This is a genomic window from Streptomyces sp. JLSY215 (genome assembly GCF_059682825.1).
In genome coordinates, this window is sequence record NZ_CM185022.1 from 9,108,764 (window position 1) to 9,120,665 (window position 11,902).

The window sequence follows — 11,902 nt, forward strand, 5'->3', positions numbered from 1 at the left end:
CCAGGGACATACCTTGATACAAGGACAGATCATCCGTTCCTTCCGGCAACTCACACCTGACGTATTGGATCCGGAACGGCCCGTAGTCACGTTGTACAGCGGTGGCTTAGACAGCACCTACCTTCTGCTCCGGTTGAAGCAGGCGGGGTACCGGGACATCCACGCGGTGAGTGTCAATCTCGGCGAAGACGAGAGCAGCGAACACAAGCAGCGCATCGCGGATGAACTCGGCGTACGCCTGCACATCATTGACGGACGCCAGGCGTTCGTGGAGGAGTTTGTCCGGCCCGCGATCGCGGCCCAGGCGGTCTACCTCGACACCCACCCGGTCAGTTCCACATTGAGCCGCCCCCTTATCGCCCGTCTCGCCGTGGGGCTGGCTCAAGAACTCGGGGCCGCAGCCATCCTGCACACCGCGAACCGCTCGCAGAACACGCTGCGGCGGCTGAACGGCGCCCTCGCCCTGCTGGGTTTCTCCGGGCAGTACGGCAGCCCGTACGATCTCGACCCGGTGGACCGTGACCAGAAGATCCAGGAACTCAAGTCTGTGGGCCTGGACCAGATGAGCGAGCGCATCGTCTCCGGCGACTCGAACCTGTGGTGCCGTGAGTTCGAATCCGGCATTCTCGATGATCCCGAAGACCATGCGGTGCCCGAGCACATGTATCAGTGGAGTGCCAGGCAGCCGGAGAAGTCCGGTGAGACCCTCGAAGTGCGCTTCCGCGAGGGCGTACCCGTGAGCGTCGACGGGGTGGAGATGCCCCTGCCCGAACTCATCGCTGAGCTCAATACGCGCGTAGGGGCGTACGGGATCGGCCGGTACAGCGGTCTGGAGCACCTCGACAACGGCGAGAAGGTCCTGGAAATCAGGGAGATGCCGGCGGCCTGGCTGCTGCTGCGCACCTACCGGCATCTGGAAACCGCCACCCTGGAAGCCGAGACGATGCGCGAGAAGATGCATCTGGAACAGCTGTGGGTGCGTGAATCGCTGGAAGGCCGCTGGTTCGGCGAACTGCACCAGGCGCTCCAGTCCTTCATCGACAGCTGCGCGGTGCGGGTGACCGGATGCGTGCGGTGGAGGCTGAATCCCGGCGGGGCCGAAACCCGCTCGATCACCGCCGATGAGCCGCGTTATCTCCGCGATCGCGAGGCCTGGGAGAAGTTCTCGATCCACGTGGAGAACGCTCCGTATCAGCTCGTCTGAGAATGCGACTGGCGCGGTCGGGGCCTGGTGGAAAAACGGCAACCAGGCCCCGACCACACCTCCGCATCACGCCCAAGCTCCCGAGCCAGGCCATTTGCGTCCCGCTGGTTCGCGGCTCAGGAGCACCGGTGCCATTCATGAAAGAGCACAACCATGCTCGTAAATCAATCACGCATCCGGCTGGTGGACATCCTTCTGTTGGCGGTGGCAGCCGTCTGGGGCTCCACTTATCTCGCCGCGAAAGAACTCGTCACGCCCAGCACAGTTATCGCCGTTCTGGCTCTCCGGTTCGCGGTTACGGTGGTGGCATTGCTGCCGATCTGTATCCGTCGGCTACGAGCCGCCAGGCGTGATGAAGTGGCCACAGGGATGCTCCTGGGTGTCATCCTGGCGGTTGTCCTCCTCTTCGAGACGTTCGGCATCGCTCACACAAGTGCGACAAATGCTGGGCTCATCATCAGTCTCACCATTGTCATGACTCCCATCCTGGACAGCGCCGTAGGCAGGTCCTGGCTTCCGCCGCAGTTCTTCATCGCCGCTATCGCGGCAGTGGTAGGCGTCGGACTCCTGGCATCCGGGACCGGGCTGCGCCCGCCAAGTGCAGGAGACTGGCTGGTATTTGCCGCGGCAGCGGCACGTGCCGTTCATGTCACGGTGATGCACCGGAGATCGGCCCAAAAGCAGTACGACTCGCTCAACCTCACCTATGTGCAGATGGCGACAGCTGCAGTGTTGTTCTGCGCGGTCAGTCCGCTGGCGGGGAAACCCGCGTGGACGGTGGCCACCCGGCTCAGCCCCGGTCTTTGGCTCGTCCTTCTGTATCTGGCCCTGATCGGCACGGTCTTCGCATTCTTCGTCCAGATGTGGGCGGTGCGGAAAACCTCGCCGTCCCGTGTCAGTTTGCTGTTGGGCACCGAGCCGATTTGGGCTCTCCTCGTCGGCGTCATCCTCGGCGGCGACCGTCTGGGCGTCTACGGCGTGGTGGGCGCGGCCTTGATCCTCGTAGGAGCCGGGTGGGGGCAGCGCATTGAGCGGAAGCATCGGGAGGCAAAGGAGACGAACGGGTCCGCCGCACTCGGCGCAGGCCTTCCCGAACCTGCGGAAGGAGCCCGGTCGGTGGCGGGATGACTGATCGCAGTGATGGCCTGACCCATCCTTCTGCGACGCCCTTCAGCTGGGCATTGATCTTCGACTGACCGGGCGGCAGCCGGGCCGGCCCGCATGGCCCGCACCCGGAACGCCGAGGCGCCATCACCTACGACGCGAACATGCCCGACGGCGATGCGGCCACCGGCCCTTGATGCACGGCGGCGTGACCGAGGACCACACACCGAACCACTGCTCGGCGCCGTACTCCTCGAACCGCTCCACCTCGGTGAACCCCAGCTTCGCCGCGAGGCGCATCGCGCGGTCGTTGGCCGTCTGGGTGCGGAGCACCACCGGCTCGCCGGGAAGCGCGTCGGCGAACCAGTCGAGTGCCGCCGCGCAGGCCTCGGCGGCGTACCCGCGTCCCCACGCCGTCGGCAGGAACATGTAGCCGAGGCCGGTCTCCCCACCCTCCGGATGGACGCGACCCTGACGCTCCGCATCGCGCCGATCGAGGGTGATGATGCCTATCATCGCGCCGTCGCGATCGATCACGAAGAAGCCGGGACGCCGCCCGGGTACGTCGGGCATCGCGCGATCGAGCTCGTCACGCGGTCGGGCACCACCGACGTAGGTGCCCACCTCCGGCGAGGCGAACAACTCGATGAACGCCGCACGGTCCTGGGCTTCGGACTCGCGGAGCACGAGCCGCTCGGTATTGATCGGAACCGGTGGCCAGGTATCGGTCCAAGATCAGTCATGGCGGGCAACCTAACGCACGCCCGCCGATCCACCGCCTCGCCGATCCACTGCCTGGTCTCGGGCACCCCTGAACGGCCCTGCCGGCTGCGGTCGCGACAGCTACGACTCGACCCGTCACCCCGATCTCCTGGCAGGCCGTACGACGAAGAGGAGGACGAAGACGACGAGGACCAGGCGGACTACGAGGGCTGATACCGCGCACCCTTGCGGGCGGGGCCCACCCTCGTCGTGGTCGCCGCTCTCGGCCTCATCCCGTTCGCCGTCCTCACGCGCACCCGTCCCGCCCGCTCTCCCGTCCCCTCCGCTGTTCCTCGTCACCGTCACCGTCCCCGTCGTCGCTCCCCTCCGGGAAGAGGAGTGTGAGTGCGACCTGGCGATAGTGCTGGATGTGGCGCAGGGACAGTTGGGTGACGGTTTCCGTGTCGCCTGCGGCGATGGCTTCGTACAGTTCGCGGTGTTCCTCCCATAGCGGGCCCGGTGCGTCGATCTGCTGGAACAGCCAGCGCAGTCGGCCTTCCAGGGAGACGAGCGTGGCGGTGAGCAGGTCGTTGTCGGCCGTTTCCACGATGTGGTGGTGGAAGGCGGCGTTGGCGCGCGAGATGCGTTCGGGGCGGCCGGAGAGGGTGGCGCGCCGGGCGGCCTCCAGCAGGCGGCTCAGTTCGCGCAGGTGAGAGGCGTCCGCGCGCTCGGTGGCCCGGCGCACGGCCAGTACCTCGAGGGCCTCGCGCATGTCGAAGAGGTTCTCGACGTCCTCGCGGGTCATGCCGCGTACGACGATGCGGCGCGGCGAGAGGGACGTCAGGAAGCCCTCGGAGAGCAGGATGCGGATCGCTTCGCGGACCGGTACCCGCGAGACGCCGAAATCCTCGGCGAGTTCGCGTTCCATCAGACGGTCGCCCGGTTTGAGCCGGCCGGTGATGATGCGGTCGCGCAGGTCCTCGGTGACCTGGTCGCGCAGCCACATGGAGCCGGTGAGCGAGGCGGCCTGCGCGGTGCGGCGCGGTCCCGTCGAGTCCATGGTTCCTCCCCGTATCGAGGCACTCAAGGTATACCAAACGCTTGACGCGGCCATGAAGGGCGCGCCATTTTAGGTATACCTAGTTGAGGAAAGGCCTGGCCGTGGGCCTTTCCGTGTCTGTGTGAACGGTCCTGCGTCGTCCTCTCTCCTTCGCCGAAACGAGGGTTTGTCATGCGCGCCTCAGCGAGATCCTCCGCCGCCGGCACCACCGCCGGGGCATCGCCACCCACCACTGACTCCCCGCCCAGCAAGGTCCGTTGGTCGCTGTTCGGGCTGTTGCTCTGCGTGGTGTCGCTCAACTACATCGACCGCAGCTCGGTCTCCGTCGCACTGCCGCTGATCACCAAGGACCTCGGCATGTCCAAGGAGGTCACCGGCGTCCTGCTGAGCGCGTTCTTCTGGACGTACGCGCTGATGCAGATCCCCGGCGGCTGGCTCGTCGACCGGTACGGAGCCCGGCGCCTGGCCTCAGGTGCCTGCATCGGCTGGGGAGTGGTGCAGGCGCTCACCGCCGCCGCCTCGGGCGCCGGTTCGCTCCTCGGCTTCCGCCTCGCGCTCGGCGCGGTGGAGGCGCCCGTGATGCCGGCGGGCGGCAAGCTCAACGCCCAGTGGCTGCCCGCGAGGGAGCGCGGCCGCGGCGCGGTGCTGCTCGACGGCGGGGCCCCGCTCGGTGCGGCCGTCGGCGGCATCCTCATCTCCACGCTGATCGGCTGGACCGGCAGCTGGCGCATCAGCTTCGTGCTGGCCGGGGTGCTGACCGTGGCGGTGGGGGTGTACGCGGCCTGGTACATCCGTGACACGCCGCGGGCGCATCCGAAGGTCAATGAGGCGGAAGCGGCCCTCATCGAGCGTGCGCACGCCGAGGAGGACGCGCTCGGGCCGCAGGGCCGGAAGGCCACCGGGCTGCTGCCGTACCTGAAGTACCGCTCGTTCTGGGCGATGTGCCTCGGCTGGATGGGGTTCAACGGCGTCTTCTACGGGCTGCTCACCTGGGGGCCGCTGTACCTGTCGGAGGCCAAGGGCTTCGACATCACGACGATCGGCTGGTCGACGCTCGTCATCTTCGGCTCCGGCTTCGTCGGCGAACTCGTCGGCGGCTGGCTCGCGGACCGCTGGCAAGCCCGGGGCGCGGGCGCCAACACCGTGGTGCGGACGCTGCTGGGCATCGCGGGGGCGGTCGTCGTCGCCGGGCTGCTGTGCGTGGTGCTGGTGCCGGACGCGACGACGGCGGTGGTGCTGCTGTCGACGGTGCTGTTCTTCCTGCGGTGGGCCGGTCTGTACTGGTCGCTGCCGTCGCTCCTGGCCGGACGTGCCAACGCGGGCATCGTCGGCGGCGCCATGAACCTCTCCGGGAACATCGCCGGCATCCTCACGCCGATGGCCGTCGGCTTCATCGTCGGCTCCACCGGGTCGTACACCTGGGCCCTCCTCTACTTCCTCGGCGCGGGGCTCCTGTTCACCGGGTCGTCCCTGGCAATCGACTACAGCAGGAGGCTCGCCGTCTGATGCCCCCAATGACCGACGCACCGACTCCCGGCCCTCGTCTGGGCATGATCACCCCGTCCTCCAACACCTGTCTGGAGCCGGTGACGTACCGGCTGCTCCAACAGACCAAGGCGACGGCTCACTTCGCGCGCGTACCGGTCACCCGGATCGCGCTGGACGACGCCTCGGACACGCAGTTCGACCCCGGGCCGATGCTGGCGGCCGCGCTGCAGCTGGCCGACGCGAAGGTGGACGTCATCGCATGGAACGGCACGTCCGGTTCCTGGCTCGGGGCCGAGCACGACCGCGCCCTGTGCGCGGCGCTCACGGAGGCGACCGGCATCCCCGCGACGACCTCGACACTGGCGCTCCTGGACGCCTGCGCCGCGTACGGCGTCACCCGCCTCGGGCTCGCGCTGCCCTACACCCGCGACGTGGCCGAGCAGATCGTGTCCGCGTACGCGAAGGAGGGCGTCACCGGCATGCTGGCCGCGGAGCCCTTCGGGATCAGCGACAACGAGGCGTTCGCGCGGATTCCGGAAGCGGAGGTTGCCCGGCAGGTGGCGCGGGCCGCCGGTGCCGAGGGCACAGCCGGTACCGGCGGCACGGCCGGCAGCGCGGGCGTGCCCGGTACGGCCGACGGGACGCACGCGGTGGCCGTCGTGTGCACCAACGTGCACGGTGCCGGCGTCGTCCCCGGCCTCGAAGCGGACCTGGGAATCCCGGTGTTCGACAGCGTGGCGGCCACCCTCTGGAAGGCGCTCGACCTGGCGGGGGCCGCGCCGGCGCTGCCGAGCCACGGCGAGCTGCTGCGCACGGGCAGCCTGCGCGCCCGCTGCCAGGAGATCCTCACCGAGCTGCGGTCCGCCACCGGAGCCGACCGCACCACATTCCGCGTGGACCTGCCCGAGCACGGGCTGCAGGTGGACCTCACCGCGGGCGAGGCGCTGCGCGCGGGCGTGCGGTCCATACGGCGGGACGCCTCGCTCGATCAGCGCCGCCTGCACACCGTGGAGTGGCTGGAGCGGCATCGCGTCCCGCTGGTCCAGCCGCGCTTCGAGGCCGCGCCCCGTCCGCCCCAGGCGCTGATCGACGTGTACGGCGTGCGCGCGCAGATGCTCGCTCCGGTGGAACGCGACGGCGCCATGGCGGGCTGGCTCTCCGTGCACAGCCTGGAGGAACGCGACTGGACGGCCGCCGACATCGCCGCCCTCGATGCGGCGACCGCCCGTATCCGTACCGCCCTTGCCCTCTGAACGCCCTTCTGACTTCTCGCAGTCTTCGCACCGCCTACTGACGGCCTTGTGACGGCCTTGTGACGGCCCTCTGACGGCCTTCTGGCGGTCCTCTGGCGGTCCTCTGACAGACCTCTGACAGACCTCTGACAGACCTCTGACGAAAGGAACCTTCGTGGTGACCAAGGACATCAAGATCGCGCTCGGCGTGGACGTGGACGCTGTCGCCGGCTGGCTGGGATCGTACGGTGGTGAGGACTCCCCGAACGACATTCAGCGGGGCGTCTTCGCCGGGGAGGTCGGGACTCCTCGGCTGCTCAAGCTGTTCGAGCGGTACGGCATACGCACCAGCTGGTTCATCCCCGGCCACTCCATCGAGACCTTCCCCGAGCAGACCCGGATGGTCGTCGAGGCGGGCCACGAGGTCGGCGCGCACGGCTACTCCCACGAGAACCCGATCGCCATGTCCCCGCAGCAGGAAGAGGATGTCCTCGCCAAGTGCGTGGAGCTGATCGAGGAGTACACCGGACGCCGGCCCCGCGGCTATGTGGCTCCGTGGTGGGAGATGTCGCCCTTCACCGCCGAGCTGCTGCACAAGTACGGTTTCAGCTACGACCATTCGCAGAACTACCGTGACTTCACACCGTTCTACGCCCGGGTGGGCGACACCTGGACGAAGATCGACTACTCCGGTCAGGCCAAGGACTGGATGAGGCCGCTGGTTCACGGCCGCGAGGTCGATCTCGTGGAGTTCTGCGGGAACTGGTACGTCGACGACCTGCCTCCGATGATGTTCAACAAGCACGCACACAACAGCCACGGCTACGTCTCGCCCCGCGCCCTGGAACAGGACTGGAAGGACCAGTTCGACTGGGTGCACCGGGAGCTGGACTACGCGGTGATCCCGGTGACCCTGCACCCGGATGTGAGCGGGCGGCCGCAGGTGCTGCTGATGCTGGAACGCTTCATCGAGTACGTCTCCGGGCACGCCGGCGTCAGCTTCTGCACACTGGAGGACGCGGCGGACGACTTCCGCCGGCGGTTCCCCTTCGAGGACGCGGCACGTCCGGCCGATATGGCCTGAAGGACGTCGGGGAAGGGTGGGTGAGGGCAGGTCATCAGAGTGCTGGTTCTCTGGTTCCGTTCCCGGATGGCGATCAGCTTCGAAGATCACGCCGGCGATCCACCCAGCGGACCGGGTAATCGATCCACCAAACGGACCGGGTAATACCGGGTAATACCGGGGAACACCGGGTAATGCAGCGTCTGCCCGTCGGCAGCCGAGCAGAGCGCCGAACTCGTGACGGCCCCATGGGGATGCCTCTGCCCGGTCCCTGCTCCCGCATTGCCCCGCCCGGCGGGTCGGCCCCTCGTCTGAGGAGCCGACCCGCCGGCCCATGCCGAAGGCCCCCTCGTAAGAGGAGGGGACCCTGGGTGGAGCGACAGCGACTGGCAGGCCTCGCACCTGCATCTCCCACCGGTTGGTGGATGTCCTTCCTTGGACTGCGGACGCATGACTCCACGCGCTGTCCGCGGGCCGAAACTGCATCACGCTCGTACCGGATCGGGAGAGCCGTTTCGCCCACCCCGCCAACGGCTGGCTACGTGCCGGTGGCTCCGGAAGATGGCTGCGAGAGTTGGCTGCGGAGGCCTGGTGAAGCTGCCGGTGACTTCGCGGGGGGGGAGAGCGAGAGAGAGCGTGCGCGTCTGCCACGGCCGACTCGGCGCGGAGACGCGAGATCTCGAGCTCCTGCAGCTGCTGGACGACAGGGGCGGCGGCGTCGGGAGCCTGGAACCAGGATCAGGTGTACCCGGCCGGTGATCGAGGCTCTCGGAAAATTCTGGTGAGCCGTGGCCGCCGCCGATTATCCTGCATTGTTCTGAACAGGCCAGGGAGGTCCTTCACCGTGAGCAGCACCGCGCCATCCTTTCCCGAGCATGTCGAGCTCACCGGGGAAGGCCTGATCCTCCGCCGCTGGACGGAGGCGGACCTGGCCGCGATGCCGGAGCTGTTCGACCACCCTGATATCGCGTACTGGACACCGATCGTCTCCCCCTTCGACGGAGCGGCCGCCCGTGCACGGCTGGTCCGGGACCGGCAGATTCGGGCGGAGGGCACCGCCCTTCTTCTCGCCATCACCGTCGACGGCGGCGCACCTCTCGGCGAGGTGATGTTGCGGCGTGCTCCCGAGGGCATGGAAATCGGCTATGCGGTCGGCCCGGCGCATCGCGGCCAGGGGCTGGCGGCGCGCGCGGTGCGGGTGATGGCCGCGTACGCCTTCGAGCAGCTCGGCGCGGAGCGGGTGATCCTCGAGCTGGAGGTCGAGAACGCCGCCAGCGTCGCCGTGGCCACGAAGGCCGGCTTCAGGCTGCTCGACGTTCCCCTGATCACGGGGGAGGAGAAGGGGAGGCCCTACGCCTTGGAGACGTGGGGCCTGAACCGCCCCTGACCTCAGCCTTGGGCACGAGGGAGCGTTTGGTGCTGATCGTCAGGTGTGGGGGAGTGCGGGGCGGCCGTCCGTGCACGGCTGGTCCGGTGCAGCCCGCCGGGGACAGCGATCTCAACTGCTCCCGCAACGTCGATCGAGGTGTCCACCGTCAGCGCCTCGTCTGCTGCTCCCCGCCCGAGCACGGTACTTGAACAGCAGCGGGAAGCAGCGGGACGCAGCGGAACGGCCGAAGGTCCCTCGGCCGACACGGCCCGCGCCGCGGCGGCGGAGGCAGCGGACGGGGCCTTGCGGACATCGTCGCCGACCCGGTGGCAGTAGGCATCCAACCGGCGGTCGAGCGCATGCAGACGGTCCCTACCGTGCGGGCCGGGCCGGAGCCGTCAGTGTCGTCGCCCCTGCGGCGTCGTGCCCCGTGCGAATATCGCGGCCAGTGCCAGCACACTCAGACCGAACATCACCACCCCCAGAGGGAGATGGACCGACGGGACGTGTGCGATGCCGAGCACGACCTGGGCCGAGGCGAGTACGAGGAAGCCGGATGCGTGCCAGACGGGCCGGAACGGGCCGCCGCCCGGCTTCCATGCCAGCACCGCCGCGAGTACATACAGCATCGACGCCCCGTACATCACACGGGCTCCGACGCTGTGCAGCGTCTCTCCGTAGGACGAGGTCAGCAGCAGTCCGGCGGAGACCGCCTGAAGGAAGATGGTCAGGGTCTGCAGGGCGATCGCGATCTGCAGGAACGAAAACCTGCGCTGTGCGTGCGCCGTCACCGTCATCTGAGTGGCCATGTCACGGTCCCCTTTTCCGCCCTCGGGCAGTAAATCGGTAAGGTCTCACCAGCCCGACGACGCGGGCCTGCGAAAGGTAAGGCGAGGGGGCGGCCGGAAGCATGGGGACTTTCGGGACCAACGCAGATGAGATAGCCGGCGAGCGACGCCAACTGATCAATATCGCTTACCGGTTGCTCGGTTCGGTGACCGAAGCCGAGGACGCCGTCCAGGATGCCTACGCACGCTGGTACGCGCTGCCACGAAGCCGCCAGGAGGAGATCCTGTCCCCTGGCGCCTGGCTGACGACGGTCACCAGCCGCATCTGCCTGGACCTGCTCGGCTCGGCGCGGGCCCGCCGTGAACGCTATGTCGGCGCGTGGCTTCCCGAGCCGCTGCCCGACCGCACCGAGTGGGACCACGCGGGTGGCGCCGACCGCACCGGCCCCGCAGACCCCGCCGACCAGATCGTCCTGGACGAGTCGGTGGCCATGGCCTTCCTCGTCGTCCTGGAATCGATGACGCCCGCCGAGCGGGTGGCGTTCGTTCTGCACGACGTCTTCCGGTACTCCTTCGCCGAGATCGCCGTCGTTCTTGGCCGGACCCCCGCAGCCAGCAAGCAGTTGGCGGCCTCCGCCCGGCGGCGGGTGACCGTCGCGCGCGCTCCGGTGACGGCGACCGGCCAGGCCGATGTGGTGAGACACGTCAAAGAAGCATGGGAGACCAAGGACATCGCGGCCCTCGTCAGCCTCCTCAACCCGGCTGCCGTGATGACCGCCGATGGCGGCGGCATGGTCGGTACCGTCCTGCGTCCGGTCGAGGGCGGCGCACGCATCGCCCAGTACATGGCCGCCATTGCCGATAGGGCTTCGGGGCTCCAACTCCTGGAGCGGTCGGTCAACGGTGTGCCCGGCCTGGTGGCCCGGAGTGCCGGCGTGGTCGTGACCGTGGCCTCGTTCGATGTCTTCGACGGGCGCGTCACCCGGATCTGGGCGGTCCGCAACCCGGAGAAGCTGCGGCCGTGGGCGTGGGAGGGCTAGCGCGTATTCGCCCGCGGCCGACTCGGCGTACTGCCGTTCGCCCTCGCCCTCGCCCTCGCCCTCGCCCTCGCCCTCGTCATCGTCCTCTGAGTCCGGGGACGCGCCCAGGCCGTGGCCGACAAGCGGGGCAGCGCCCGGCCCGTCTGGTTCTACAGCCTCACCTACCACTCGTGGGCGTGCGTGTGTTGTGGGATCTCAAATCCCGTGGCCGGACCTCACGAACCGTGGCCACTCGATGGCCAATTGGCCACGAATCCGAGATTGGCCGGTGTCCTTGTCGCATTGAGGCTGTCAGATTCTCCATCGTTGTCATCCGCGCCGGCAGATCCTCACTGACTGCGCTCTGAGTGAGGTTTTGCAGGCGGGTGCCATTCGCCCATCGGGCGGGCTCGACAGCTGATGCTCCAGACAGCTCGAGGCCGTCACACTGCACTTCGACCACTCCAGGACGTACCCAGCCACCGCCACCACGCCTCTTGATCAGGCCGATGAGGCCCGCGCGCCGGACCCGGCACATATGGCAGCCGTACTCGGAATTAAGATCACTTATCCATTCGCAAGGGGGAAGCATGCGCAAGGTCATCAGTGGCACGGCTCTGGTCCTGGCCGCGACTGTGCTGACGGGATGCGGCGGCGACAACGGCCCGGAGACCGCCGACAAGTCTGTGAACGCGAGCGTGAAGCCGAAGCCGAAGCCGGACAGCGGGAGCGGCGAGGTCAAGCACGAGGTCACCCTCGAAGTTCTTGGCACCGGCACGTCGCAGGTCTATTACAACCTCGACACCAACAATTCTCTGGGGGTTCGACCTGTTGCAATGGCGAGAAGCTCACGTTGATGCAGCTCAACGGTGG

11 protein-coding genes and 1 pseudogene are annotated in these 11,902 nt (G+C 68.1%); 9 read left to right on the forward strand and 3 right to left on the reverse strand.

Going from position 1 to position 11,902, the window contains the following annotated elements:
* Positions 1-13: 13 nt before the first annotated feature.
* Together AC5677_RS40365 and AC5677_RS40370 are read left to right on the forward strand one after the other, a co-directional pair.
* Positions 14-1,204: an argininosuccinate synthase-related protein gene (locus AC5677_RS40365; protein WP_497192818.1), complete on the forward strand. Its 1,191-nt coding sequence runs from the start codon at positions 14-16 to the stop codon at positions 1,202-1,204.
* Between the two features lie 153 nt (positions 1,205-1,357).
* On the forward strand, positions 1,358-2,332 hold the full coding sequence (locus tag AC5677_RS40370; RefSeq protein WP_497192819.1) for a DMT family transporter: 975 nt from the start codon (positions 1,358-1,360) through the stop codon (positions 2,330-2,332).
* 123 nt (positions 2,333-2,455) lie between these two features.
* Here the strand turns inward: AC5677_RS40370 and AC5677_RS40375 are convergent.
* Positions 2,456-3,051, reverse strand: a pseudogene (locus AC5677_RS40375) (GNAT family N-acetyltransferase).
* Here AC5677_RS40375 and AC5677_RS40380 point away from each other — a divergent pair.
* Positions 3,050-3,244: a hypothetical protein gene (locus AC5677_RS40380; protein ID WP_497196963.1), complete on the forward strand. Its 195-nt coding sequence runs from the start codon at positions 3,050-3,052 to the stop codon at positions 3,242-3,244. The pseudogene AC5677_RS40375 and the gene AC5677_RS40380 sit on opposite strands and share 2 nt — an antisense overlap.
* Before the next feature lie 73 nt (positions 3,245-3,317).
* On the opposite strand, the gene AC5677_RS40385 is transcribed toward AC5677_RS40380, so the two are convergent.
* Positions 3,318-4,070 (reverse strand): GntR family transcriptional regulator, encoded by a 753-nt coding sequence (locus AC5677_RS40385; RefSeq protein WP_497192820.1) that lies wholly within the window; start codon positions 4,068-4,070, stop codon positions 3,318-3,320.
* Between the two features lie 171 nt (positions 4,071-4,241).
* Here AC5677_RS40385 and AC5677_RS40390 point away from each other — a divergent pair, with 171 nt between their 5' ends.
* The 4 genes from AC5677_RS40390 (at position 4,242) to AC5677_RS40405 (ending at position 9,240) form a co-directional block, all read left to right on the forward strand.
* Entirely contained in the window at positions 4,242-5,576 is a 1,335-nt protein-coding gene (locus tag AC5677_RS40390) for an MFS transporter (protein WP_497192821.1), read from the forward strand.
* A gap of 8 nt (positions 5,577-5,584) precedes the next feature.
* Entirely contained in the window at positions 5,585-6,811 is a 1,227-nt protein-coding gene (locus AC5677_RS40395; protein WP_497192822.1) for a maleate cis-trans isomerase family protein, read from the forward strand.
* A 154-nt stretch (positions 6,812-6,965) separates the two neighbouring features.
* The gene (locus AC5677_RS40400) at positions 6,966-7,874 is read left to right on the forward strand and encodes a polysaccharide deacetylase family protein (RefSeq protein ID WP_497192823.1); all 909 of its coding nucleotides are present in this window, start codon (positions 6,966-6,968) and stop codon (positions 7,872-7,874) included.
* A gap of 823 nt (positions 7,875-8,697) precedes the next feature.
* The gene (locus AC5677_RS40405; RefSeq protein WP_497192824.1) at positions 8,698-9,240 is read left to right on the forward strand and encodes a GNAT family N-acetyltransferase; all 543 of its coding nucleotides are present in this window, start codon (positions 8,698-8,700) and stop codon (positions 9,238-9,240) included.
* Positions 9,241-9,620: 380 nt separating this feature from the next.
* Here the strand turns inward: AC5677_RS40405 and AC5677_RS40410 are convergent, their stop codons facing one another.
* Positions 9,621-10,031 carry a hypothetical protein gene (locus tag AC5677_RS40410; protein ID WP_497192825.1) on the reverse strand — a complete coding sequence of 137 codons (411 nt, stop codon included), beginning with the start codon at positions 10,029-10,031 and terminating at the stop codon, positions 9,621-9,623.
* 101 nt (positions 10,032-10,132) lie between these two features.
* Here AC5677_RS40410 and sigJ point away from each other — a divergent pair, with 101 nt between their 5' ends.
* A complete protein-coding gene (gene sigJ / locus AC5677_RS40415) occupies positions 10,133-11,050 on the forward strand; it encodes an RNA polymerase sigma factor SigJ (RefSeq protein ID WP_497192826.1) in 918 nt (305 codons plus the stop codon).
* A 569-nt stretch (positions 11,051-11,619) separates the two neighbouring features.
* Entirely contained in the window at positions 11,620-11,886 is a 267-nt protein-coding gene (locus AC5677_RS40420; RefSeq protein WP_497192827.1) for a hypothetical protein, read from the forward strand.
* The last annotated feature ends 16 nt before the right edge of the window (positions 11,887-11,902 follow it).

What these genes read in the sequence shown, in the direction of transcription:
- AC5677_RS40395 (WP_497192822.1), top strand. Translation starts at nt 5,585, where the DNA reads ATGACCGACGCACCGACTCCCGGCCCTCGTCTGGGCATGATCACCCCG.
- AC5677_RS40420 (WP_497192827.1), top strand. Translation starts at nt 11,620, where the DNA reads ATGCGCAAGGTCATCAGTGGCACGGCTCTGGTCCTGGCCGCGACTGTG.
- AC5677_RS40380 (WP_497196963.1), top strand. Translation starts at nt 3,050, where the DNA reads ATGGCGGGCAACCTAACGCACGCCCGCCGATCCACCGCCTCGCCGATC.
- sigJ (WP_497192826.1), top strand. Translation starts at nt 10,133, where the DNA reads ATGGGGACTTTCGGGACCAACGCAGATGAGATAGCCGGCGAGCGACGC.
- AC5677_RS40410 (WP_497192825.1), bottom strand. Translation starts at nt 10,031, where the DNA reads ATGGCCACTCAGATGACGGTGACGGCGCACGCACAGCGCAGGTTTTCG.
- AC5677_RS40385 (WP_497192820.1), bottom strand. Translation starts at nt 4,070, where the DNA reads ATGGACTCGACGGGACCGCGCCGCACCGCGCAGGCCGCCTCGCTCACC.
- AC5677_RS40370 (WP_497192819.1), top strand. Translation starts at nt 1,358, where the DNA reads ATGCTCGTAAATCAATCACGCATCCGGCTGGTGGACATCCTTCTGTTG.
- AC5677_RS40390 (WP_497192821.1), top strand. Translation starts at nt 4,242, where the DNA reads ATGCGCGCCTCAGCGAGATCCTCCGCCGCCGGCACCACCGCCGGGGCA.